We start from the raw sequence: 25196 nt of genomic DNA, 5'->3' as shown, positions 1-25196 counted from the left end.
TCAACTAAAAGGCACGGCACCCCATGGGAGATGTTTTTTAACCCAGGGGTGTTTTTTTATGTTTTCAGGTTAGGTTTGCCCTCCGGACATCAGCTTTTCGGCTTGCATCCCCATCTTCTTAAGCAGGCGGATCAGCTCCGCCTTTTCTTCGCCGTTCAGGCCGCTAAAGGCGTGGTCGATCCGGCCGGCGTATCGGGGATACAGCTCGCGCATCAACGCTTCGCCTTCCGGCGTGAGCTCCACGTAGATGACGCGGCGGTCGTTTGAGCAAGGTCTGCGGTAAATGCATCCGCGTTTTTCGAGCTTGTCGATGACATACGTGACGTTGCCGCTTTGAAGGAGGAGGCTGGAGCCGATTTGCTGGATGGGATGCGCTCCTTTGCAGTACAGCATTTCCATGACGGCAAAGGCAGTAGGATGGAACCCTTCGGACTTTGCGCCGATCGCGGCATGTTCGCTGACGCTTTTGAAGCTTTTGGCGAACGCCCGGTACAGCTGCATGGATAACTCGGTATCGCGTTCCTGTGCGTGAATCATGATACAATCCCGCCTTTTGTTTTATATTTTTATGAAACATAACCGCAGTCTGATCCGTATTGTAGTTACATCATACCTTTCGGATTGTGCGAAAAACATGTCATTTGTCACAATCCATCAACTTTGAAACGTTAAAATTTACGGTAAATCCTGTTTCAGCCGGAGGAGGGTCCGGATCAAGGAGTACGGAAGGGCAGATCCGGCCAAGTTTCCGTTTGGAGCGAGGTCGTTGCGGCCGTCTTTCGGGGCGGCGGAGGAATGTGCGGAAGCTGCTTTTTTTGGGGGAGGAGAGAAACGGCATGGACATGGAAAGCGTGGAACAACCGCTGCTGGACGTTGAAATAGAGGAAGCGGGATACGAGGAAGGACATCCGAAGATCCGCCGTATCGCTTTTCGGGTGTATGCCGGCGAGCTGCTCGGGCTGATCGGCCCGAACGGGGCCGGCAAAAGCACGACGATCAAAACGCTGCTGGGGCTGCTGAAATACGCCAAAAGCCGGGTATCGTTTCTCGGCGGTTCGGGAAGGTATGCTTACATCCCCGAGCAGCCGGTGTTTCACGACGATTTGACGCTGTGGGAGCATATGGATTTGGCTGCGGCCGTTTACGGTCTCGACTACGAAAGGTTTTGCGGGGAAGCGGACAGGCTGCTGCGCCAATTCGGCATGGAGGAGGTCAAACATGACCTGCCGGGAGGCTTCTCCAAAGGGATGAAGCAGAAAATGATGCTGATGCTCGGATTTTTGAGCGAACCGGACGTGTACATCGTGGACGAGCCGTTTATCGGGCTGGATCCGCGCGCGACCAAGGATTTTCTGCGGTTGCTGGACGAGGAGCGCGCACGCGGCGCGGCGGTGCTGATGTCCACGCATGTGCTGGATACGGCCGAAAGAATCTGCGACAGATTCGTCATGATCGCCGGCGGCAGGACGGTAGCCGAAGGGACGCTGGCGGACATCCGCGATGCGGCCGGGCTGCCCGATGCGTCGCTGTTCGACTGCTTCGATTCGCTGACGTAACGCTTCGTTTCCGGGAAGAGGGGCCATGGGGGCCATTTTATCGGAAAGAAAGGACTATACGATAATGACGAGGGAAAAAGAAGGATATCTGTTTCCGAATCCCGCAAGTTTGTTCCGGCGGCGGCTTCGGAGCCATTTCAAAGAAACGGCGGCCGCCTTGCGGTCCGTCGTCGACGACTGGACGGTCTTGTTGTACATTCTCGTCCCGGGGCTTTTGCTTGCCGGCCGGTTTTATTACGGGTTTTGGAAGGAGCCGCTGCCGGAATGGGCCGGCATGCTGTCGTTCCCGATGGTGCCGTTATCGCTTTTGCTGATCGCCTTGACGGGGGACATCCTGCTGCTGGTCCGGGAAGGAGATGCGCTGTTTTTGGTGCAGCGCCGCGAATGGCTGCGGGGCATCATGCTTCGGAGCGGTTGGTACAGCATGGCTGCGGCGGCCGTAAAAACGTCGCTTTGTTTCCTCGTTTTGCTGCCGTTCCTGGTCCGGCGGTTTCATGCGGACGGCTTGTACGCGGGGGGACTGCTCGCTTTTACGGTCGCTTTCGAATGGGTGCTGATGTGGTCCAGGCATCTGGTCAAGGTGCAGGCCAAAGGCATGCGGAGATGGCTGCTTTATGTTCCGTTCGCGGTTGTGCCTTGCGCCGTTTATGCGGGTGTTGTTCTGATGTTTAGCCAGCAGGCCGCCATGCTTTGGGCGGGTGCGCTGGGGCTGGCTTTGCTCAGCCTGCTGCTGCTGAGGGCGAGGCTTGGCCTGCGCGGCACGTTCATGGCCGACGTCCAGGAGGACCTTGCAAGACGCACCCGATTGACGGGGCTGCTGCTCAGCCAGTCGGTCGATCAACCGCGCCGGGTCCGCAGCAAAACATGGATATTCCGGAAATCGCGGCATGTGTTCCGCTCGCGGGAGCCCGCCAAACGCATCGCCGGGGCGATGGTCAAATCGCTGCTGCGCCATCCGGGACAACGCTCCCTTTATCTGCGATTTGCCGGAATCAGCACGATGGTGCTCGTTACGCTCCCGGTGAAGATGCAGATCGTGGCGTTTGCGGCCCTGCATGCCTTAATCGCGTACTGGCTGTTCCTGCAGTGGTCCGCTTTCAGGAAAGATCCCTTTATCGCACTGCTGCCCTGGCCGGAAGCGGACGGCGTGCAGGCAGGCTTCGCGGCCGTCCGGACGCTGCTGCTTCCGTTTTCGGTATGGGCCTCCGCTCTTGTCATGTTTTCCAGCTTGAGTCCGTGGCTGGCGGCCATTGGCTTCATTCCGCTGGGCATGGCGGCCGGCTGGGCGGTGCCTTATCTCATGCGCATGTTTTTTCTTCATAAAAAGATGTAGCCTTCGCGGCCCTGCCCGTTTTCCGATTCTAAAAAAACCTCCCGCGGTTTCGTTATGAAACGCGGGAGGTTTTTGAATGCCGCCCCGGATAATCGGGGAAGCGGATCGCTCGAAAACAAGGCGGGATTATGAAAGGCCGGACGAAGCGGAGCGGGCCGCCTCCGCCGCATGCATGCCTGCCGTGTAACCGGTGGAGAAGGCGGCGGTAATGTTATACCCTCCGGTATAGCCGTGAATGTCGAGAATCTCTCCGCAGAAAAACAGACCCGGCATCAGCTTGGATTCCATCGTTTTCGGATTGATTTCCTTCAGGTTCACCCCTCCGCCGGTCACAAAAGCTTCCTCGATCGATTTGGTTCCGGTCACCCGGATGACAAACTTTTTCAAGATGTCGATGAAGGATGCCCATTGCTGCTTCGGCAGGTGGGCGAACGTGGCGTCGCCGTCAAGGCCGGCCTTGTTCATGAGCAGCGGAAGCATGCGTTCCGGGATTTGGGCTTTCAGCACGTTTTTGATCGCCTTTTTCGGCTCGGCCCCGAGCTTGTCCCGCAGCATGCGGTCCAAGTCGTGGGGAGGCAGGTCGGGGAACAAATCGACCGCCATGTCGACCTCGCTCACCTTGAATTTCTTTTTCACCTGGCGGATGAACTGGCTGCACCGCAGCGCAATCGGGCCCGATAGCCCGAAATGGGTGAAAATCATGTCTCCGCGGTGACCGATCACTTTTTTTCCTTTCGGCGTCCATACCGATAATTCAACGTCGCGAAGCGACAATCCCTGCAGTTCCTTCGACGCGATCCAGCTTTCGCGCGAAACGATGGGAACCTCCGTCGGATAGAGCTCGGTGATGGTATGCCCCGCGGCCTGCGCCCACGGATATCCGTCGCCGGTCGAGCCGGTATGCGGCACCGATTTGCCTCCGGTCGCCACGATGACCGCGTTTCCCCGCAACATGTCCCCCGAAGCGAGTTTTACGCCCGATACGCGGTGTTCCGAATAGAGGACCTCCGATACGGGAGTGTCGGTTTTGATGTCCACGCCGAGCCGGCGGACCTCCCCGATCAGCGTATTGACGACGCTTGCGGCTTTGTCGGACACCGGGAACATTCTGCCGTTGTCTTCTTCCTTCAGGGCGATTCCCAAGCCTTCGAAAAACGCCATGATATCGCGGTTGTTGAAATGCTGAAAAGCGCTGTACAGAAAGCGGCCGTTGCCCGGGATATGGGCGATCAGATCCTCGGTTTCCTTGGCGTTGGTCACATTGCAGCGCCCGCCCCCGGAAATGCCCAGTTTGCGCCCAAGCTTGGCGCCCTTGTCGAGCAGCAGCACGGACGCGCCGAACCTTGCGGCCGCGACGGAGGCCATCAGCCCGGCCGACCCGCCTCCGATAACAATGACATCGTATGACTTCAATTTATTCTCTCCTTTTGACTCCAAACGTGAAGAATCGATGGTTTTCATCATGCTCCACAGGATATTTCAGGGTATATTGTAATATAGTGTAGGCTGTGATTTAATCTACATGTATATTACTTTCGAAAGTACCATCCATCTTCCAAAAAAGCACGAATTTAGTCGTTTCCTCTATAATAAAACATCATGATTTTCACAAAATTCTGATTTATACTTTATTAAACCAATAAACTTTGTCGCCATTTCATTGAATGGTGGAGCAGAAGGATGCCCGGTCCAAGCGACGAATGGGTATTTGCCACCCCGAAGGGAGGATGGATTGCGATTATCGATGCGCTGAAAAATATTATAACACAGGTGCTCATGGCAGGTTCCTTCGCGTTTTTGTTTCCGCTGAGCCTGGACAAATACGTCCGGCTGATCAGCCGGAACAAAAAATTGCGGGCTTCCGGTTTTGAAGTCGTTATCATTATATCCAGCGCCCTGAGCATTTTAATGTGTTCTTTTTTCTCTTCCTCGTTGTTTCATCTGATCCCTTTGAATCTGGGCATTTTACCGCTGTTTATCGGCATGCTGTACGGAGGCTACAAAAGCGGGCTTCCCTTGGCCGGGTTGTACCTGCTATGCGATTATTTGTCGAATGAAAGCTGGTCGCTATCAAGCCTGTTCCTACATACGGGGTTATTGTTTTATCCGCTTCTGGTTTGGATGTCGCCGAGATTCCGGACGGATACCCTGACCGACAAAATCAATAAGCTGTGGGTTTGCCTCTTGCCCGCAATGCTTCTGTTTACGTCGTCCCCGATCATTGAAGATCCGAACCTGGATTTTTCCGATGCCGGTCCGATTCTCATGCTTTTGTTTTATATTTTGATCACCGTGTTCGCCGGCGGGGCCTTGATCTACATGATCGAATTTGCGCTGGAGAAGCTGCTTTTGACCGAGCAAGTCAAAGGCATCTCCGAAAAATACCTCCGCGAAGAGGAAAAACTCCAGCAGGTGATGGACGTGGCGCCGCTGTGCATGGTGTCGGTCGATACCGAGGGGCGCATTACCAGCGTCAACGAAATGATGATGGGGCTGTTCAAAAACCGCTCGCCCGAGCTGACCAAAACCGATGTTTTGGGACAGCCGCTCAGCGTATTCGTCGACATGGTCGAAGAGGATTACATCGACCGCCGAATCGCCCAGGCTTTGAACGGCGTCAAGATGGACAACGAACTGATCCGGATCGGCTCCCAGATCCACTATACGAGCACTTCGCCGCTGACGAACAGCTATACCGGCGAAATTCTCGGGGCCGTGCTGGTCATCCAGGATATTACGGAGCTGGAGAGGCTGCGGACCGAATTGGTCAATGTGGAACGGCTGAGCCTGGTCGGGCAGATGGCGGCCAGCATTACGCATGAAATCCGGAACCCGATGGCGGTGGTGCGCGGTTTTTTGCAGCTGATGAAGGAAAAAAGCCCCGATTCGCTGGACCATTACTATCGGATCGTGATGGAGGAGCTGGACCGGGCCAACGGCATCATCAACGATTTTTTATCCCTTGCCCAAAACCGGATATCCGAAAAGGAGCAGTGGCATCTTCATCAGATCATCAACGATCTCAGCCCGCTGCTGTGGGCGGACGCGAACCTCCGCGGCCAGACGATCGAGCTTCTGCTGGACGAACGGGTGCCGAAGCTCCACCTGAACGCCAAGGAAATCAAACAGGTGCTGCTGAACCTGGCGCGCAACGGGATGGAGGCGATGGAGGAAAAAGGAAAGCTGACCATCCAAACCCGGTTCAGGGAAAGCGACAACATGGTGGAGCTGATCGTCAGGGATACCGGCGTCGGCATGTCCGAAAGCCGGCTGGAGCGGCTCTTCGAGCCGTTTTTTACGACGAAGGCCAAAGGCACGGGTCTGGGGCTTGCCCTTTGCCTGAGCATCGTGGAGCGCCACGGGGGCAAAATCGACGTGGAATCGGAAGAGGGGAAAGGGACGACGTTCATCATTTCCCTGCCGCTTCACGAATCCTGACGGCAGCAGGGTCCGGACGTCCGGCGCGGGGCTTTATCTTGATTTCGAACCTTGGGAAGGTATAATAGTATTGAATGCAGTCTGATATTTTGCGGATCGAGGAGTGATGAAAGAAATGTCGATGTCTTTTGACAGATATATGAGAGATATGATTCAACCGATGAGAGACGAGCTGACCAGCCTGGGCATCAAAGAGCTCAGAACGCCGGAAGAAGTGGAAACCCATTTGCAGGATGCGCCCGGCACGACGCTGGTGGTCGTCAACTCGGTATGCGGATGCGCAGCAGGCCAATGCCGTCCGGGCGTAGCCCTGGCGCTGCAAAACGAATTGGTGCCTGACAATCTGTACACCGTATTTGCCGGACAGGATAAAGAAGCAACGGCCAAAGCAAGGGAATATTTCGCTCCGTATCCGCCGTCTTCGCCTTCCATCGCTCTGTTGAAGGATGGAGAGCTCGTTCATTTCATCGAGCGCCACCAGATCGAAGACCGTTCCGCCCAAGAAATCGCGGAAGATTTGATCGAAGCCTTTGACCGCGTGTGCCGTTAACCGGTTCCGCGTTCGGATTTGCCCCGGATTTTCGGCGTCAGCCGATGTCGGGGCTTTCGTGTTTTGATGCGGGCGTTTCGCGGTACATGGAACACATGCCGGTTCGTTACGCGCGACGTCCATGACACTAGGAAAAGAGGTGGCCGGCGATGAGTCTGCAGGAAGAAATCATTGCAGCATTAGGCGTTAAACCCGTGATCGACGAAGAAACGGAAGTCAGAAAAAGAGTGGACTTTCTGAAAGCGCATGTAAAAGAGGCCGGAGCGACAGGCCTGTTGATCGCCATCAGCGGCGGAATCGACAGCGCCGTGGCCGCGGGATTGTGCAAACAGGCGACCGACGAGCTGTCGGCGGAAACCGGCCGGGAATACATGACGCTTGGCGTTTTCCAGCCTTACGGGACGCAGGAGGACATCGAACACAGCTATGCCGTGGCCCGGGCTTTTGACCTGAAGCATACCGCGGAGACGAACATCGAAGACGCGGTCGGCGAGATTGCGCTTGAAGCCGAGCAGGGACTGAAGCAAATCGGGTTGTACCGCCATTTGTCCCCGCAGGGAAAAGGCAACGTCAAAGCCCGGACCCGCATGGTGATGCAATATGCCCTGGCGTTCGAATTGAAGCTGCTTGTGGTGGGCACGGACCACGCCTCCGAAGCCGTGACCGGATTTTATACGAAATGGGGCGACGGCGCGGTGGACCTTGCCCCGCTCAGCACGCTGAACAAACGCCAGGTTCGTCGGCTCGCGCGTTATTTGGGCGTGCCGCAGGCCATTTTGGACAAGGCTCCGACCGCCGGGCTGTGGGAAGGGCAGACCGACGAAGGCGAGCTGGGCATTACCTATGAGGAAAACAGCGATTACCTCGAAGGCAAGGAAATCAGCCCGGAGGCGCAAAAGCGTCTTGAAAGCTTTTATAAACGAACCGCGCACAAGCGCAGTCCGATTCCGGGCATTTGAGCGATATCGGGAAGTGAACAGCAGGGACAGGCCGCGGCTGCGGCCTGTCTTTTTAGGTTCGGTCATCTCCGGGTCCGCGTACGGCCTGAATGCGCTTGCCGTTTTGCGGAAGGTCTTTGGGCGGCCGAGATGCCGGAGACATGCCAAGGGGTTGCGAAAAGTGCAGAAATGTTGCAGGGGCATCCCTTTTCGCCCTCGCGCCTGCCCGTTACAATGGAGAGAAAGATGCGTCGGCTGCCACTTTGTATATGAAAGCGCGTTCAGCTTGAGCTCGCATCGGCCCCGATAACCAACGCGGCATGGCGAAGCTGCCGGTTTCCGGCGGCTTCCTTTTCGCGTTTTTTTGCAGCCTGTCCCGGCTTTGCCGAAACGGATCTGCTGGATTCCGCCGGCATACCGTATAATGATGTTGCTTTTGGCACCGTGAGGCTTGGCAAACGATTCATCAGATAAAATATGGACGTAAGGTGTGAATTTCCCGTGCCCAGACATACGTTGTTCCGAAAAATGGTCCTTCTTCTCGTCATGATGCTCGTCCCGATCGTAGGGCTTTACTATTACTCCAACCGTACGAGCACGGAAGTGCTGGGAACGGAGCTCAACCAATCGAACGCAAACCAATTGAGTTTTTTCCAGTCGCAGGTCAATACGAACATCGACCTGTTTTCGCTGTGGCCGAACCTGCTGATCCAGGATCCCGACATTTTCGGGTTCAAAGACATTTTTTTAAGCAGCGAATATTTTAACCTCGATATCATTAACGTGGTGAAACGAATCCAGACCAAGCTCAACATCCAGGAAAGCTCCTCCAACTGGAAAACGAAGCTTTACATATTTTCCCCGTCGCTTGGCAGGGTGGTATCCGACAACGATGTGGACCACTATGACAACGACGATCTCAAGAAGCGGATGAAGCCCGGCTGGCAGGTGAAAAAAATGGGGCAGGGAGACGAGGCGTATTACGTGTTTTCGTTGTTTACGGCTTATCCCTACTCCTCGTTCAGTCATCCGGAGGACGCGAACCTGATCATTGAGCTTCAGTTCGAAAGCGGCAACATCCAGGATATGCTCGATAAATTCAAAAGCGACGGGCGCAGGGATCCCGTATACTTCAAGCCGGGTCTGGGCGTCATTTACAACCGGTCTGCGGACAAGCCGCTGACGGAACGGATTTTGCGCCAGCTGCAGAAGGAAACGCTCCAGGCCGAGGAGAACCGCACGCTCGAGCTCGACGGGCAGACCTACCTGGTCAATGTGGCTGGTCCGGACGGCAAGGCCGGGCGCCACGGGACGCTGTTTACCAACGGCGTGACGCTGATCAACAAGGACATGAAGCATCCGGAAGCGTTTTTTACGTACCAGAACTACATGTATGACAATCTGGCCGATTCCAAACCGGGCGGCATATTCGAAAACGGCTTGTTCAAAGGCTACGACTACGATTTCGACGCGAGCGGAAAACCGCTGCGGTACGACCAAATTCCGGGAGGTTACGTCAACAGCCTGCGCTACCTGCTCGTTCGGGACGGCGCGCGCATTCCGGACGCCCAGATAAAGGCGCTCCTGAATCTGGCGGACGGCAAGGAAGCGACGACCCGCCTGGAAAAAGAAGTGAAGCTTAACTACGGCCTGGAAACGCCGGCGGCGGCCAAAGTGCTGATGTCCCAGGAAGGCATCGCTTATCCGAACATGTACACCGGCCCTACGACGGCCACCATGAAATCCAAGCTGGATTACCTCAATAAAATCGAGAACCAGACCTTCAACGAAATCATCTATGGGAAGCAGGGCGTAGAGGCCTTCGACAAGTTCGTCGAGCAGTGGAAAGCCTCTGGCGGCGATCAGATGACGAATGAAGTGAACGACTGGTATTCCAAGCTGGGCAAATAACCGGCAAAAGGCAAACGGGCGGCATGCGATGGCATGCCGCTTTTTGATGTGCAGCCGATTCCCTTTCGCAATTGGTTGCAATAGTGCCATTTATGTTGGTTTTATGGGCTACAGGCCGCTTCGGGCCCCTTGCTATAATGTCGGTACCTAGAAGGAGATAAGCAATCATGAGGGGGAAAACGCGCATGAACCGTTTAAAAAGAAACTGGCCGCTGCACGCGATGGTGCTGCCGGCGCTCGTGTTTCTCATTATTTTCAGCTACGTGCCGATGGCAGGGATCGTCATGGCCTTTCAAAATTTCAAGCCGTGGCTCGGATTTGCGCATTCCGAGTGGGTCGGGCTGGACAACTTCCGGACCTTGTTCGCGCGGCAGGACAGCATCGAGGTCATTTGGAACACGCTGATCATCTCGGCGCTCAAAATCGTCCTGAACCTGGTGGCGCCGTTTACGTTTGCGCTGCTGCTCAACGAGGTGAGAAGGGCGTTTTTCAAACGTTTCGTCCAGACGCTCGTCTATTTGCCGCATTTTCTGTCCTGGGTCATCCTCGGCGGCATTTTGCTGGACTTCCTGTCCACGGACGGCGGCTTCCTGAACCGGATTTTAAGCTCCTGGTTCGGCATGGATCCGATCTTTTTCCTCGGCGACAACAACTGGTTCCGCTTTACCGTGATCGCTTCGGACGTTTGGAAGGAATTCGGCTTCGGGACGATCGTCTTTCTGGCGGCGCTGGCGAACGTCAACCCGTCGCTTTATGAGGCTGCCGAAGTGGACGGCGCGTCCCGCTGGAAGCAGACGCTGCACATCACCATCCCGTCGATGCTGCCGATCGCGGTCGTCGTCGGCACGCTGGCCCTCGGCAACATTTTGAATGCGGGCTTCGACCAGATTTTCAACCTGTACAACCCGCTTGTGTACCAAAAAGGGGACATCATCGACACCTTCGTGTACCGCACGGCGATATTGAACGGGGAAATGGGGCTCGGAACGGCGATCGGATTGTTCAAGTCCGTCATTTCGATGGTGCTGATCCTGATCTCGTACCGATTGGCGTATAAGCTGGCGAACTACCGGATTTTCTAAGAGGGGGACATAAACGCATGTATCATAAAACCGCTTCATACCGCTTGTTTACCATTTTCAACACGATCCTGCTGCTGTTCCTGTCGCTCGCGTGCATCATTCCGCTGCTGCATGTGCTGGCGGTTTCGTTCAGCGCCAAGTCGGCGGCGGACGCCAACCTGGTCGGCCTTTGGCCGGTTCAATTTTCGACCGAAGCCTATAAAAAAACGATCGATAACCCGATCTTTTTGCATTCCATTTGGGTGTCCGTCAAACGGACGGTCATCGGGACCGGCTTGACGCTGCTGCTTGCCTTTCTGGCGGCATATCCGCTGTCCAAGGAATCGCGCGTGTTTAAGGCGAGGACCGCTTATTCGTGGATCTTCGTGTTCACGATGATTTTCAGCGGGGGGCTGGTGCCTTTTTATATCGTCATCCAAAAGCTTCATCTGATCAATTCCTTTTGGGTGCTGGTGCTGCCGGGAGCGGTCAACGTTTATCTGACGATTTTGCTGCTCAACTTTTTCCGGGGCATCCCGAAGGAGCTGGAGGAAGCTGCCTTTATCGACGGGGCCGGACATTTTCGTACGCTTTTTGCGATTTATCTTCCGGTTTCGCTTCCGTCCATCGCGACGCTGGCTTTGTTCAGCATGGTGTTTCATTGGAATTCCTGGTTCGACGGGCTGTTGTACCTGAACAATTCCAAGTCGTTTCCGCTGGCCACCTTTCTGCAGACGGTCATTGTGCAGAAGGACATGAGCTCGATGAGCATCGATCCGAAGGAAGTGGCGCTGCTGTCGCAAAAGACGGTCAACGCGGCGCAAATTTTCATCGGAGCGCTGCCGGTGCTGCTCGTCTATCCGTTTCTGCAGAAATATTTCGTTAAAGGCCTGGTTTTGGGATCGGTTAAAGAATAAGGAGGATGGGCATGGAATCAGCATGGATCAAGGGCATGGACGTATCCTTTCTCGACGAGATCGAGCAGGGAGGGGGCGTGTTTCATGACGCAACCGAAAGCGGGGATGCGCTGCGCATCCTCCGGGATGGCGGCGTCAATTCCATCCGGCTGCGGATCTGGAACGACCCGCCCGGAACGTATTGCAATCTGGAACGGACTCTTCTGATGGCCAAAAGGGTGAAGGCGCTCGGGATGCAGCTTCTGCTTGACTTCCATTATTCGGACCGCTGGGCCGATCCGGCGAACCAATGGAAGCCAGCGTTATGGACGGATCTCCAAGGCCGGGAACTGGAGCAGGCCGTTTACGACTACACGTACGAGGTACTTGCCGTGCTGCGGGCGGGAGGCGCGCTGCCGGACATGGTGCAGATCGGGAACGAAATCACGTACGGCATGCTGTGGCCGGACGGCAGGATCGGCGCTGAAGGGGATCCTGTCGCGGCCGACGGACAGTGGGCCCGATTGTGCGGCCTGCTGAAGGCGGCCATCGGCGCCGTACGGGATACGGATGAGTCCGTCCGGATCATGCTGCATATCGACCGGGGCGGCGATCCGGAAGGGAGCAGGTCGTTCTTCGACCGGATGGAAGCGGAAGGAATCGATTATGACGTCATCGGTCTGTCTTATTATCCTTGGTGGCACGGCCCGTTGGAGCAGCTAAGCCGCAATCTGGACGAGCTGGCGGAGCGGTACGGCCGGGACCTGATCGTCGTGGAGACGGCTTACCCGTGGACTTTCCGTGCCAGAGAGGGTTTTCCCCTCATCGTAGAGAATGATGAGGCATTGCCCGCCGCGTATCCGGCCACGCCGGAGGGGCAGGCGGCGTACATGAAGGCGTTCGCGGACGTGATCCGCCGGACGCCGGGCGGCCGGGGGATCGGGTTTTATTATTGGGAGCCGTGCTGGATCCCGTCGCAGAGGGAGTGGTCGGTCGGCCACGCGAACAATTGGAGCAATCTTACGCTGTTCGATCACGACGGCAGCCCGCTGCCTGCGCTGTACATTCCATAACTGAAACGAGGTAGTTATACATGGTGAAAACTTATCCGCCCATCAGCCCGAAAATTACCGGGTTCATGCATGGGGCCGATTATAATCCGGACCAGTGGCAGCATAGCCCGGAAGTGCTCGAGGAAGATATCCGGCTGATGAAGCTGGCAAAATGCAACGTGATGGCCGTGGGCATCTTTGCCTGGGCCGCCCTGGAACCCGAAGAGGGGACGTTTACGTTCGAATGGCTGGACCGGGTGCTGGACCGGTTTGCCGCGAACGGGATCTACGCGTGGCTTGCAACGCCAAGCGGCGCTCGGCCGGCATGGCTGTCGCAGCGGTATCCCGAGGTGCTGCGGGTTTCCGAGAACCGCGTGCGCAATTTGCATGGAGGACGGCACAACCACTGCTACACTTCGCCGGCCTACCGGGAGAAAACCCGGATCATCAACACGAAGCTGGCGGAGCGGTACGCCAACCATCCGGCCGTGGTCGGCTGGCACATCTCCAACGAATACGGCGGGGACTGCCACTGCGATAATTGCCAGGAAGCGTTCCGCGAATGGCTGAAAAAGCGCTACGGCACGCTTGAAGCGCTGAACCGCGCCTGGTGGACGGCGTTCTGGAGCCATACGTACACGGACTGGTCGCAAATCGAATCTCCAGCCCCGCACGGGGAGAAGATGGTCCATGGGCATAATTTGGACTGGAAACGGTTCGTGACGGACCAAACGGCGGATTTCTGCAGGGCCGAAATCGCTCCGCTCAAGGCGATCCGGCCGGATTTGCCGGTGACGACCAACATGATGGACTGGTTCGAGGGCCTGGATTACCGCAAATTTGCCGACATGCTGGACGTCATCTCCTGGGACGCGTACCCGACCTGGCATGATACGCAGGAGCCGGGCAAGCTTGCCGCCTGGTTCTCGTTCAATCACGACCTGTTCCGTTCGCTGAAGGGCGGACGGCCGTTCATGCTGATGGAAAGCACGCCGAGCCTGACGAACTGGCAGCCGGTCAGCAAGCTGAAACGGCCGGGCATGCACCTGTTGTCGTCGCTGCAGGCGGTGGCGCACGGTTCGGACACCGTGCAGTATTTTCAGTGGCGGAAAAGCCGCGGTTCGAGCGAGAAATTTCACGGAGCGGTCGTGGACCACGTGGGTCACGAGCATACGCGCGTATTTCAGGATGTGGCCGAGCTGGGCGGGTTGCTGGAAACGATCGCCGAGGTGACCGGCTCCGGCGTTCCGGCGGAGACGGCGATCATCGCCGACTGGGACAACCGCTGGGCCGTGAAGGATGCGCAAGGACCGCTGAACCGGGGCATCGACTACGAAAACACGGTGATGCAGCACTACCGGGCCTTGTGGAACATGGGCGTACCCGTGGACGTCATCTGCTCCGAAGACGATTTTTCCAGGTATAAACTGATCGTGGCACCGATGATGTATCTGTGCACGGAGCAAGCCGGCGCCGGCCTGGAGGCGTTTGTCGCGGGGGGAGGCACGCTTGTCGCCACGTACTGGTCGGGGATCGTCAATGAAAGCGACCTGTGCCATTTGGGCGGATTCCCCGGGCCGCTGCGGCAGGTGCTCGGCATCTGGTCCGAGGAGATGGACGGTCTGCATGAAGGCGAGCGCAACGAGATGGTATGCCTCAAAGACAACGCGTTGGGGCTTGAAGGATCGTACGGGTTATATGACCTGTGCGATTTGATCCACCCGGAAGGCGCCCGGGTGCTTGCCGAATACGGCGACGATTTTTATGCCGGGCGTCCGGCGCTGACGGTTCATGCTTACGGGGAAGGCAAAGCGTATTATTTGGCATCGCGGGCGAAGGAGCCGTTTTACGCCGATTTTTATGCCCGGTTGATCCGGGAGGCCGGTGTCCGTCAAGCGATCGATACGGAGCTTCCCGAAGGGGTCACGGCACAGCTGAGATCGGACGGCGGCACGGATTACGTGTTCGTGCTGAACTTCAGCGGCCGGGTGCAGCAGGTAAAGCTCGATTCCAGGCAGTACACCGACGTGTTGAGCGGGGAAACCGTAAAGGGCGGAATGGAGCTGAATAAGCACGGTTTCCGGATTTTGAAAAGGAACGCGATGCAAATCTCATCATAACTAAGGCGGAGCCAGCGGCTCCGCTTTTTTTCATAGGGTCACATACCTCTGGGCCAAGTGACTTCTAAACACAGATCATTGTTGTCGAAAAACACAAATGTCCCCAATTCGGGAATGTCCGTGACGGGAACGCCGGCATTGCTCAAACGCGCGCGCAAAGCGACCGCGGCGGTTGCGTCCGGGAGCCGCAGGGCAACATGGGGGGCCAAACTCTGTGGATGAGTATCTGAAGGGCCCAGCGTTGTCTTAATTATCGGGCGTTCAAAGAAATGAAAGCCCAATACGTTGTCGTCGTTTGGTTTAACCAAAATAAGACAGTGCCTGCCGCGACCTTCCTGGGACAGGGCGATATCACCGGCTTGCATCCCCAACACGTCCCGGTAGAAGCGAATCGTCGCGTCCAGATCCGCTGTAAGCAAGGCGATGTGGTGGATACCCTGCCAGGGAATTTGAAATGATCCTTCAGTAAGAGACATACTTCTTCTTCTCCTTTTTTTTTAGACGATATATAAAGGTTCAGGAATACATCGAGGTTTGTTAACGATAGGCCTTCCCATCTCCCGCTGCTTAGCTCGTGCGATAAACGCCGTTGGCGTGCAGCCTGCCCATGTTTTGAATTCATGGATGACATGGGCTTGATCATGATAGCCAAGACGGGAAGAGACGTCAGTGAAAGAAATGGCCGGCCCTTGTATTAATGAGCCAAGCAGTGCCTCGAAGCGGAGGAGACGAGCGAACACCTTCGGCGATACGCCTATGCACTGCTTAAAACGTCGTTCGAATTGGCGCAATGAAAGAAAGCACTCAGCGGCAAGTGTACTTATACGGATTCGGCCCTGTGTATTGTACAGCAGCTCTAGTGCGGATTGCAGAAAAGTCAAATCGGCAGGAGTCCAGCGCGTTCGCGCGGCGTTAAATTGCTCTGAGCAAAGGATTTGTTTGGCATACGCGCTGCGGCGCACCGTTCCTTCCAATGTGAGGGCAAGCCTGAGCCAAACTCCATCACGCGGGATCTGGAGCGGCATAGTCTTCTGATCAAGCAACGGCATCTGTTTTGGATAAATTGTACGGAGGGTTTCCATCGTGCAAACTCACCTCTTCGTGTGTTCTACGGGAACAGGTTTTGGAAAGAGCTTCACACACCCGTGTTTTCTCGTATTTGGGCATCCTCATTTACGCAGGTTCCACAGAAATTATAACAGAGCACACCACCATGGGTATTGTGAAAAACCGACGCTTTCTGTGCGTTCCTTCTCCGGTGATTTTATCGCTTGAAGGCAGTACGAAAACGATTGAACTATTCAGCCCGTTCGTATGATGAGGTGACCGGAACTGCGGTTTGGACCGGCTGACGGGGGCAATGATCGAATTGGATACGGTTGGTCCATGATATATTGAATGTACAAAGAAGCTCTCCGTGGCTGCGCTTAGGCCCGACGCATGTCCGGCCCATGCGGGACGGGGAAATAGGATGCGGCCGACGGCCCGTGCGCTTTTCATAGAAATTTTCCGAAGGTTACCGCTTGAATGATGGCCGGCATGGACTCGCTTCCCGGGATGTCTCCTGCTACAATAGAGTTTGTATGTCACGGAAGGAAGGTGTGGTCCATTGATTCACGGAATCGGGCATGACGTGCTGGAAATCAAGCGGCTTGCGCTTTTGCTAAGCGGACAGCTTGGATTCAGGTTCATGGAGCGGGTGCTTACCGAAAAAGAGCGGGAGGAAGCCAGAAAAAGAGGCGGGAAGCTGACGGAGTTCGTTGCCGGCCGTTTTGCCGCCAAAGAGGCGATTTCCAAAGCTTTCGGCTGCGGCATCGGGAGTAAAATCGGCTTTGGAGACATCGAAATTTTGCCGGATTCCAGCGGGAAACCCGTGGCCGCCCTGAGCCGGGGGGCATGGGAACGCCTGAATCTTCCGGGCGAACCGGAGTATACGATCCATTTGACCATATCCCACCAAACCGAGCTGGCTTCGGCGTTTGCGGTGGTCGAAAAAAGATTGTAAAGCGTGAGGGAGAAGAAAGCGGAAGGATTTGAAGCAGCGTTATGGATCAAACGGAACAAAAAGAGTATTTCAGCGGGCACCTGCTGGAATGGTACATGGAAAATAAACGGGATTTGCCGTGGCGCCGCCACCGGGATCCTTATTATATTTGGGTATCGGAAATCATGCTGCAGCAGACGCGCGTCGATACCGTGATCCCTTATTTCAAACGGTTTATCGAAAGGTTTCCGACCGTCGAGGCTTTGGCGGACGCGCCGGAGCAGGACGTGCTGAAATGCTGGGAGGGCCTTGGGTATTATTCGCGCGCACGAAATCTTCAGGCGGCCGCCAAGCAGGTAAAGGAGCTTCACGGCGGACAGGTGCCGGATGACAGGGCGGCGGTATTTGCGCTCAAAGGCGTCGGCCCGTACACGGCGGGGGCGATTCTCAGCATTGCCTTCAACAAACCGGAACCGGCGGTGGACGGCAACGTGATGCGCGTGCTGTCGCGCTATTTTTTGATCGAAGAAGACATCATGAAAGGAAGCACGAGGGCGCTCATGGAAGGGCTTGTCACGGAATTGATCCCGGAGGGGCGGGCTTCCGATTTTAACCAGGCGCTCATGGAGCTTGGCGCGCTCGTATGCACGCCGAAATCGCCGCATTGCCTGACTTGTCCGGTCATGGAGCATTGCGCCGGAAGGATCGCAGGTGTGGAAGAGTCGCTCCCGGTGAAAACCAAAGCGAAACCGCCGCGTCCGGAGTATCGGATGGTCGCCCTGGTCGAAGGATCGGGTCCGCACGAAGGCAAGGTTCTGATCCGTCAGCGTCCGCAGGAAGGTTTGCTCGCCCGCATGTGGGAGCTGCCGCATGTGCAGGTTCCGCAAAGCCGCAAGGGAAGGCTCCCGGACGAGCCGGCCATGGATATCGTGGCGGACATGCTGCTGGAAGAGGGGATTCACGCACGGCCGGAAGGGTTCATGATGGATGCGGAGCATACGTTCAGCCATATTCATTGGAACCTTCAGGTGTACCGCTGCCGCGAGGAGGATTTGCTTTCCGTGGCCGAATCCCGGGCGGTTTATGCGCCTGATGCTGACCCTGATGCTGGCGCGCAACGCACGCAGTATCGCTGGATCAACGAAGAGGATATGGAGCTGTACGCTTTTCCGAACGTGTTCCTGAGAATCCTGAAGGAGCATTTTAAGGGGAAGCGGCCGTAAACCCGACATGGGAAGTTTAGAGTTGAATCATGCGGACAGCAAAAAGGCTGCATTATAAGGTGAAAATCAAAATGGATAGAGGTTTCAGAGCAGATCTGAGCCATATCCATTTTTTGTTGTTCACAATTTCTTTCGCGCCGTTACAATGGGCTGGTAATAACCCGATTCTGACGGCATGCACCACTCGATATCCGAGAACCCGGCCGCACTCAACATATGGGTGAATTCATCCCGCAATAAAGCTCTGTACCTTGTTTTGCTATGCTTCGTTATCCATTGTCCATTCTCTTGCTGCAATAAAAAGTGCTTTTTCGCTCTTTCAACAGATACCGGGCTTAAATCGGTAGCGGTTACTTTGAATCCATGGTTAGCCAGACCGATTGCTTGTGTGCCGATCCCACAGGAACAGTCTAATAGGGACATAACCTCGTTGCCCGGACTCCCGACTTTAGAACAAATGATTCCGTTTAAAACTTCGCCTTGCACCGAAACCGCATGTTTCCAATCATGAAAAATAAGATGGTAATCTTCTGCCAGGTTATCATAAAAAACAAGAACTGACTGATCCACGATATTCACCGCCTATTTGGGCTTGTACTCTCCTAACTGAATTTCGACGGTTCTGATTCCATCCCTTCCTTGTTCCACCTTGAATTTGCTTTTTCGATGATAGGAATGCAAGGCTGAATAAGAGGCACGATGACGGGACTCATGGGCTTTTGCAGGCGTGCTGCAGACGCATTTTACTGCAGGCTAAAATAAAAAAAGCGGTTCAAGCCTAGGCTTGAACCGCTTTTCAAAGGATCGGACGGCAACGGAACGGCCCGTCACCTCATAACCCTTATTATTTTTTGGCAGCGTCGTAACGTTTGCCGACTTCGTCCCAGTTTACAACGTTCCAGAAAGCGGCGATGTAATCAGGGCGTTTGTTTTGGTATTTCAGGTAGTAAGCATGCTCCCAAACGTCCAGGCCGAGAACCGGAGTTTGGCCTTCCATGATCGGGTTGTCTTGGTTCGGCGTGCTGGTGATGGCGAGTTTGCCGTCTTTGCCGACGACGAGCCAAGCCCAGCCGCTTCCGAAACGGCCAGCAGCCGCTTTGGCGAAGTCTTCTTTGAATTTATCGAAGCCGCCAAGCTCGCTGTCGATCGCTTGAGCCAAAGCGCCGGTCGGAGCGCCGCCGCCGTTTGGTCCGATGATTTCCCAGAACATGCTGTGGTTGGCATGGCCGCCGCCGTTGTTGCGTACTGCGGTACGGATGCTTTCAGGCACGCTGTCCAGGTTGGTCAGCAGCTCTTCCAAGCTTTTATTTTGCAGTTCAGGAGCGTTTTCCAACGCTGCATTCAAGTTCGTTACATAGGTGTTATGGTGACGGTCGTGGTGGATCTCCATCGTTTGGGCGTCGATATGCGGCTCGAGCGCATCGTTGGAGTAAGGAAGTGCAGGTAATTGAAATGCCATGATAAATACCTCCTGTATTGTTTTCTTTTATTCAAGGAATCAATGAACATTGATCCTCTTCATAAAGGAAACGCCGCGGTTGGCGGGATCTCCTTTATTGACCGGTTTCAAACAGTAATGCTTCCAAGTACAATTAAACCGTATTTTTTCAATTAAATCAACATTTATGTTTAAAAAGTCTGCGTGACCGTGCGATTAGGTTATAAAGGCCTATAACCCATATTAACCATTACCCGTTTTACGGATATTTATGCGCGGACAAATAACCAATATCTGGTTTTATAAACTTATATTACATTGAAAACGTTTGCTATAAAGCGCTTTCAAAAGAAAAAGCGTGTTTTTTAAAGAAAACTATGCTTTAATGGATGATAAAGCAGGAATTTAACGTTTTTTGTCGTAATATTTATTCTGGATTATAAGAGGAGCTTGATCTTCCGAGGATCCAAACAAGCTGACGAAAAAGGGAGATTTAATCATGCGTGTTCGTTCCTTTCAGTTAAGTGATTGTACCGATGTGACCGAATTGATGAAGATTGCCTTGTCCGAAGAATGTTACCGGAATACGATGGGGCCGTTCTCCAGGCAGCTGTCCTGGGATTCGGAGCTGATTTTGGTCGCAGAGGAAGACGATGAAATCGTGGGCGCGTTGATCGGCACGATCGAGCACAACCACGGCTGCTATTACCGCATTGCCATTCATCCCGACTACCGCCGCCAAGGCGTCGGCAAAGCCCTTGTGTCGGCGATGGAGCAGCGTTTCCAGAACCGGAAGGTGAGCCGGATATGGATCGCGGGCGACGAGCATAACAAAGCAGCGATGCCTCTTTACGAAGCGATGGGTTACGGTGCCAACAAGGTGCTGGAAGCATTCCAGAAGCTGAGCATCATAAGCCCGCAGCACTAATTTAGTTTTATAACTGAAAATAACCTTTGCGTGTGTGCGGCCGCCGTCCGGACATGCCCAAAACGCCAGAAATTACAAAAAGTACATCCATTATTGTTGTCAATAAACAATATTTTCTATATTGAGCATATCTTTGCTGCCGTTGCAAAACCGCGCAAGATATGCTTTTCTGTATATAAGGGGAATTTGTCTAAAAATGAGGTGTGGCATGAATCAAGCTCGACTGCAAGAGCAGGGGCGCTCCGGGAACGATCCGGGACGGCCGCCCGAAGCGGAACCGAAAAAGCGCAGTTTTGCCGCCGAAGCGTGGGACTGGGCGAAAACGATCGTCATTGCGTTCGTGATCATGATGCTGCTGAATTTGTTCGTGTTTAACCTGTCGATGGTCAAAGGCCAATCCATGCAGCCCACGCTGCATGAGAAGGAACGGCTGTTTATCGATAAAATCGTGTACGATTTCAAATCGCCGAGCCGGGGCGAAATCGTGGTGCTGCATGATCCGAGCAACGGGCCGGATAAAAAGGAATATCTGGTCAAACGGATCATCGGCGTTCCCGGCGATACGGTGGAAGTCAAAGACCACAAGCTTTACGTGAACGGCGAGGTCCAGACGGAGCCGTATACCGAGGTCGAAATTCAGGATCCGGATTTCGGTCCGGTCAAGCTGGACAAGGATCATTATTTCGTGATGGGGGATAACCGGCATGCCCGCGCCAGCAAAGACAGCCGCTCTTTCGGCAGCGTCAGCGCCAAAGCGATCGTCGGCAGGGCCGAATTCATTTTTTGGCCGATCTCCGAAATCAAGGGCTTGTAACATCGGTTTGAATGCATGCTGTGAAGGAGGCGCAAGCTTTTGATAACCATGAATCCATCCGCTTATGCTCCTCCGCCTTCCCGGTGGGAGCAGCTGAAGCAGGAAATCAAGGAGGCTGCGGCCGATTTCGGCATCGACGAGATCGGCTTCGCTTCCGCGGACCCTTTCGTATCGTTAAAAGCCATTTTGCAAAATCACCGGGACCTTGGGTATGAGTCCGGCTTCGAGGAGCCGGATTTGGATAAACGAATCACCCCCGCATTGCCTTCCGCAGAACCAGCCTCGCTCATCTCCATCGCCGTCGCGTATTCCTCCAAAATGCCAAACCCGCCAAAAAACGAACCCGGCAAATACCGGGGCGTCTTGTCGCGTTCATCTTGGGGCAAGGATTATCATCAGGTGCTGCGCGAGGCGATGGGAAAGCTGGAGGCTTTTATCCGCGAACGGGTGCCGGATGCGGTCATGGAAAGCATGGTGGATACCGGGGCGCTTGTGGACAGGGCGGTCGCGGAGCGGGCCGGAATCGGCTTCAGCGGCAAAAACTGCTGCATCATTTCGCCGAAATGGGGCTCCTGGATTTTTCTCGGCGAGATGGTCACGAACATCCCGTTCCCGCCGGATACGCCGGTGACGGAGGATTGCGGGGATTGCACGCTATGCATCGACGCTTGTCCGACGGGCGCGCTGGTCGGTCCGGGGCAGCTGAACGCGCAGCGCTGCATTTCCTTTTTGACGCAAACGAAAGGATTTCTGACGGACGAGGTCATGCGCAAAATCGGCAACCGGCTGTACGGCTGCGATACGTGCCAGGTGATTTGCCCGAAAAACAAAGGCAAGCATTGGACGCATCATCCGGACCTGTTGCCGGTGCCCGACAAAGACCGGCCGCTATTGCTGCCGATTCTGGACATGAGCAACCGGGAGTTCAAAGAAAAGTTCGGCGAAAGCGCCGCCGCCTGGCGGGGCCGGAAGCCGATCCAGCGCAACGCGGTCATCGCGCTCGGTAATTACAAAGACAAATCTGCGGTGCCCAAACTCGGAGAGGTGCTGCTGAAAGATCCACGGCCGGAGCTGCGGGGAACCGCCGCCTGGTCGCTGGGACGCATAGGAGGCGAAGAGGCATTGGACATCATGAATAAAGCCTTGGCGGAAGAGCAGGACGAGAAAGTAAGGGAAATGCTCACGGACGCCAAAGCGCAACTTCAATCGCAAACGAAAGCGGAAGCAGCGGAAAACAAAAACGAGGCATCGGAATTTTCGCCGGCGCTCGGCGGAGAACCGGAAACGATTTATTACGACGAAATGCAGTCGATCATCGGGCCGTTAACGTTATGCGCCACCGACAAAGGGCTGTGCCTGATCGAATTCGGCAGCTTCAGCGTCAAGGAAGCCGTCCTGCAAAAATGGTCCCGCACCTGGTGCGGAGGCGGCGAATTGGAGCACGACGATGCACGACTGGAAGAGGCCAAACGCCAGCTTGGCGAATACTTCGCGGGCAAACGGCAGACGTTTGACGTTCCGCTCGATTTGCGCGGCACATCGTTCCAGCTTCAGGTTTGGGACGCAGTTGCCGATATTCCTTATGGAGAGATCCGCACTTACGGGACGATCGCAGAGACCATAGGGAGACCGAAAGCGATGCGGGCCGTCAGCGGAGCCGTGAACAAAAATCCCGTTCCGGTCATCATTCCCTGCCATCGCGTGCTTGAGGAAGGCGGAGGCCTGACGGGCTACAGCGGCGGGCTTGAAACGAAACGGAAGCTTTTGAACCACGAAAATGCGCTCCCCGAAAGAAACAAGCGGATCGAAGAGTAAAGCGGCGAAGGGTTCTTTTTTCGGCCGCTCCGAAATCGGGGGAAGACGATGAGGTATGTGAGCATAGACCATGTGGAGCCCGGGCAGTATTTGGGCAAAACGATCTACTCCGCGAACGGGACGGTGCTTTTGGGCGCCGGCGTTCAATTGACGGTGTACATGATCAGCACGCTCAACCGGATCGGCGTGACGATGCTGTACATCCAGGATCCGATGTTCGAGGACGTCGAGACGGACGATATGCTCAGCGAAGCGACGAAGCAGGGCATGATCCAAGCCATGAACAGCACGTTCGAGGCGATCCGTTCCGGCAAGGATTGGAACACCCAGATGATCGGGAGCAGCGTGGACAGCTTGTTGACGGACGTGATGAGCAACAAGGAAGTGTTGGTCCAATTGACCGATATCCGGACGAAAGACAACGGCCAATATATACATGCCATCAACGTATGCCTGTTATCCAGCGTCATGGGCATCAACATGGGCCTCAACTATCAACAGCTGAAGGAACTTGCGACGGGGGCCCTCCTGCACGACATCGGCAAAACGGGCATAAGGGAGGAAGATCTGCTCATTCCCGACCTTAAAGGGCATCACACCTGGAGAGGATACGAAAAGCTGAAAAGCAGAAGGGAATTCAGCCTCCTGATCGCGCACGTGGCCTTGCAGCACCATGAACGGGTGGACGGTCTGGGCCTTCCGCGGGGACTTGCGGGGGATGAAATTCATCTGTACGCCAAAATCGTGTCGGCGGCGGATACCTACGAACGGCTCGTTCATCCGCTGCCTCCGCAGGCCAAAAAGCTGCTGCCGCACGAAGCCTGCGAGGAAATGATGGCGATGTCGGAAAAGCAGCTGGACCATGAAGTGCTGCTGCAGTTCAACCGGATCGTATCCGTTTATCCGAACGGCACGGCGGTACGTTTGTCCAACAAGCAAACGGGCGTCGTCGTCCGCCAGCATCGCGGCCTGCCCGGGCGTCCGGTCATCCGGATCGTTCAGGGGGAGGCCAGCCGGTTCGACGTCAAAGAACTGGATTTGGCGAAGGAGACGACGGTATTCATCGAGGCGGTTTTATCGTAGAAATCCATTTGCGAGCCACACGGGGACATGCTATGATAGGTTCGTGTTGCTATGCACGCAAAGTATTGATTTATAACGATGAGGTGGCGGAACATGCAATATGTCATTCCTGTGATTACGCTGATCGTCGGCTTGGTCGGCGGCTTTTTCATCGGCGTGTTTTATTTGCGCAAGCAAATGGAGAAAATGCAGAGTGATCCACAAATGCTGCAAAAAATGGCCAAACAGATGGGGTATAATCTAAACAATCGTCAAATGCAGAAAGCGCAGCAAATGATGAAAAACAATCCGCAGTTCAGCGGCAAAAAGAAGCCTGGCGGAGGCAAACGCAAATAAGCCGGATTGTCGATAAATCCGTGAAGCGAAAAAAAAGAAGCCGCGAGAGGAGGGAAGTGCCGTGGCCGGCGTTAAAGATTACGTAAACAACAAGGTTCGGGAAAACCGTGAACAGGTGGAACACCACATCGCGGAAATTTTGAAATTGATCGGCGAAGACCCGCAGCGGGAGGGCCTGCTTGAAACCCCTGCGCGCGTGGCGCGGATGTACGAGGAAATTTTTGCGGGGTACGAAGTGGACCCGAGGGATGTGCTGGGCGTTACCTTCGATGAAAACCACGAGGAGCTCGTGATCGTCAAGGATATCGTTTATTACAGCCAATGCGAGCATCATATGGCGCCGTTTTTCGGGAAAGTCCATATCGGGTACATTCCGAGCGGCAAAATCGCGGGACTGAGCAAGCTGGCCCGTTTGGTGGAGGCGATCACGCGCCGTTTGCAGGTCCAGGAACGCATCACGTCGCAAATTGCCGACATCATGGTCGAAGTTCTGCAGCCTCATGGCGTCATGGTGGTCGTGGAAGGCGAACATCTGTGCATGTGCGCCCGCGGCGTGAAAAAGCCGGGCAGCAAAACGGTGACATCCGCGGTCCGCGGCATTTTCCGCGAGGACCCGGCTTCCAGAGCCGAGTTTTTGTCTTTGATCAAAGAATAATCGGAACATCATAAAAAAGGCATCATGGAAGACCCGAATCGGATCTTCGATGATGCCTTTTTGTA

24 protein-coding genes are annotated in these 25196 nt (G+C 55.0%); 18 read left to right on the top strand and 6 right to left on the bottom strand.

All coding sequences use genetic code 11. The features are described 5' to 3' along the window. Positions 1–69 precede the first annotated feature (69 nt). A complete protein-coding gene (locus tag NYE48_RS23885; protein ID WP_341000180.1) occupies positions 70–537 on the bottom strand; it encodes a MarR family winged helix-turn-helix transcriptional regulator in 468 nt (155 codons plus the stop codon). A 299-nt stretch (positions 538–836) separates the two neighbouring features. Between NYE48_RS23885 and NYE48_RS23880 the strand changes: the two genes are divergently transcribed. Then, positions 837–1556: an ABC transporter ATP-binding protein gene (locus tag NYE48_RS23880; protein ID WP_036707538.1), complete on the top strand. Its 720-nt coding sequence runs from the start codon at positions 837–839 to the stop codon at positions 1554–1556. Between the two features lie 64 nt (positions 1557–1620). Next, entirely contained in the window at positions 1621–2889 is a 1269-nt protein-coding gene (locus NYE48_RS23875) for an ABC transporter permease (protein WP_341000179.1), read from the top strand. 126 nt (positions 2890–3015) lie between these two features. Here NYE48_RS23875 and NYE48_RS23870 read toward each other — a convergent pair whose 3' ends face one another. Beyond that, positions 3016–4302, bottom strand: coding sequence for a BaiN/RdsA family NAD(P)/FAD-dependent oxidoreductase (locus NYE48_RS23870; RefSeq protein ID WP_341000178.1), 1287 nt, complete (start codon positions 4300–4302; stop codon positions 3016–3018). 267 nt (positions 4303–4569) lie between these two features. On the opposite strand from NYE48_RS23870, the gene NYE48_RS23865 reads away from it, so the two are divergent. The 8 genes from NYE48_RS23865 (at position 4570) to NYE48_RS23830 (ending at position 14855) form a co-directional block, all read left to right on the top strand. Then, entirely contained in the window at positions 4570–6327 is a 1758-nt protein-coding gene (locus tag NYE48_RS23865) for a two-component system sensor histidine kinase NtrB (protein ID WP_341000177.1), read from the top strand. A gap of 115 nt (positions 6328–6442) precedes the next feature. Further along, positions 6443–6877, top strand: a complete 435-nt coding sequence (locus tag NYE48_RS23860) for a BrxA/BrxB family bacilliredoxin (protein ID WP_036707403.1) — start codon at positions 6443–6445, stop codon at positions 6875–6877. Positions 6878–7026: 149 nt separating this feature from the next. Next, a complete protein-coding gene (gene nadE / locus NYE48_RS23855; RefSeq protein WP_212950032.1) occupies positions 7027–7836 on the top strand; it encodes an ammonia-dependent NAD(+) synthetase in 810 nt (269 codons plus the stop codon). Positions 7837–8316: 480 nt separating this feature from the next. After that, positions 8317–9726 carry a hypothetical protein gene (locus tag NYE48_RS23850; RefSeq protein ID WP_341000176.1) on the top strand — a complete coding sequence of 470 codons (1410 nt, stop codon included), beginning with the start codon at positions 8317–8319 and terminating at the stop codon, positions 9724–9726. A gap of 185 nt (positions 9727–9911) precedes the next feature. Beyond that, the gene (locus NYE48_RS23845) at positions 9912–10808 is read left to right on the top strand and encodes an ABC transporter permease (RefSeq protein WP_212950040.1); all 897 of its coding nucleotides are present in this window, start codon (positions 9912–9914) and stop codon (positions 10806–10808) included. Positions 10809–10825: 17 nt separating this feature from the next. Further along, positions 10826–11704: a carbohydrate ABC transporter permease gene (locus NYE48_RS23840; protein WP_036707412.1), complete on the top strand. Its 879-nt coding sequence runs from the start codon at positions 10826–10828 to the stop codon at positions 11702–11704. Between the two features lie 11 nt (positions 11705–11715). Then, positions 11716–12756 (top strand): glycoside hydrolase family 53 protein, encoded by a 1041-nt coding sequence (locus NYE48_RS23835; protein ID WP_341000175.1) that lies wholly within the window; start codon positions 11716–11718, stop codon positions 12754–12756. 20 nt (positions 12757–12776) lie between these two features. After that, positions 12777–14855 carry a beta-galactosidase gene (locus tag NYE48_RS23830; RefSeq protein ID WP_341000174.1) on the top strand — a complete coding sequence of 693 codons (2079 nt, stop codon included), beginning with the start codon at positions 12777–12779 and terminating at the stop codon, positions 14853–14855. A 38-nt stretch (positions 14856–14893) separates the two neighbouring features. Here the strand turns inward: NYE48_RS23830 and NYE48_RS23825 are convergent, their stop codons facing one another. Both NYE48_RS23825 and NYE48_RS23820 read right to left on the bottom strand, forming a co-directional pair. Then, positions 14894–15331: a VOC family protein gene (locus NYE48_RS23825; protein WP_341000173.1), complete on the bottom strand. Its 438-nt coding sequence runs from the start codon at positions 15329–15331 to the stop codon at positions 14894–14896. Positions 15332–15352: 21 nt separating this feature from the next. Next, on the bottom strand, positions 15353–15937 hold the full coding sequence (locus tag NYE48_RS23820) for a helix-turn-helix domain-containing protein (protein ID WP_341000172.1): 585 nt from the start codon (positions 15935–15937) through the stop codon (positions 15353–15355). Positions 15938–16464: 527 nt separating this feature from the next. On the opposite strand from NYE48_RS23820, the gene acpS reads away from it, so the two are divergent. Both acpS and mutY read left to right on the top strand, forming a co-directional pair. Then, on the top strand, positions 16465–16860 hold the full coding sequence (gene acpS, locus NYE48_RS23815; protein WP_036707416.1) for a holo-ACP synthase: 396 nt from the start codon (positions 16465–16467) through the stop codon (positions 16858–16860). Between the two features lie 41 nt (positions 16861–16901). Further along, entirely contained in the window at positions 16902–18062 is a 1161-nt protein-coding gene (mutY, locus tag NYE48_RS23810) for an A/G-specific adenine glycosylase (RefSeq protein WP_212950049.1), read from the top strand. Between the two features lie 120 nt (positions 18063–18182). Here mutY and NYE48_RS23805 read toward each other — a convergent pair whose 3' ends face one another. Next, positions 18183–18632: a class I SAM-dependent methyltransferase gene (locus NYE48_RS23805; protein WP_036707419.1), complete on the bottom strand. Its 450-nt coding sequence runs from the start codon at positions 18630–18632 to the stop codon at positions 18183–18185. Between the two features lie 274 nt (positions 18633–18906). Beyond that, positions 18907–19521 (bottom strand): superoxide dismutase, encoded by a 615-nt coding sequence (locus tag NYE48_RS23800; RefSeq protein WP_036707423.1) that lies wholly within the window; start codon positions 19519–19521, stop codon positions 18907–18909. 478 nt (positions 19522–19999) lie between these two features. Between NYE48_RS23800 and NYE48_RS23795 the strand changes: the two genes are divergently transcribed. The 6 genes from NYE48_RS23795 to folE all read left to right on the top strand — a co-directional run bounded on the left by NYE48_RS23795 (position 20000) and on the right by folE (position 25131). Beyond that, a complete protein-coding gene (locus NYE48_RS23795; RefSeq protein WP_036707425.1) occupies positions 20000–20428 on the top strand; it encodes a GNAT family N-acetyltransferase in 429 nt (142 codons plus the stop codon). A 208-nt stretch (positions 20429–20636) separates the two neighbouring features. Next, entirely contained in the window at positions 20637–21242 is a 606-nt protein-coding gene (gene lepB / locus NYE48_RS23790) for a signal peptidase I (RefSeq protein ID WP_212950051.1), read from the top strand. 48 nt (positions 21243–21290) lie between these two features. Continuing rightward, complete coding sequence (gene queG, locus NYE48_RS23785) at positions 21291–23057, top strand: tRNA epoxyqueuosine(34) reductase QueG (RefSeq protein ID WP_036707546.1); 1767 nt, start codon at positions 21291–21293, stop codon at positions 23055–23057. A 48-nt stretch (positions 23058–23105) separates the two neighbouring features. Continuing rightward, on the top strand, positions 23106–24140 hold the full coding sequence (locus tag NYE48_RS23780) for an HD-GYP domain-containing protein (RefSeq protein WP_341000171.1): 1035 nt from the start codon (positions 23106–23108) through the stop codon (positions 24138–24140). Positions 24141–24233: 93 nt separating this feature from the next. Then, the gene (locus tag NYE48_RS23775; protein ID WP_081992101.1) at positions 24234–24476 is read left to right on the top strand and encodes a YneF family protein; all 243 of its coding nucleotides are present in this window, start codon (positions 24234–24236) and stop codon (positions 24474–24476) included. 61 nt (positions 24477–24537) lie between these two features. Next, positions 24538–25131, top strand: a complete 594-nt coding sequence (folE, locus tag NYE48_RS23770) for a GTP cyclohydrolase I FolE (protein WP_036707435.1) — start codon at positions 24538–24540, stop codon at positions 25129–25131. Positions 25132–25196 lie beyond the last annotated feature (65 nt).

The organism is Paenibacillus sp. FSL M7-1455, assembly GCF_038004655.1.
Taxonomy (GTDB): Bacteria; Bacillota; Bacilli; order Paenibacillales; family Paenibacillaceae; genus Paenibacillus_AQ; species Paenibacillus_AQ cookii.
Note: the sequence above shows the minus strand (reverse complement) of the source record. Positions and strands in the feature narration are given on the sequence as shown.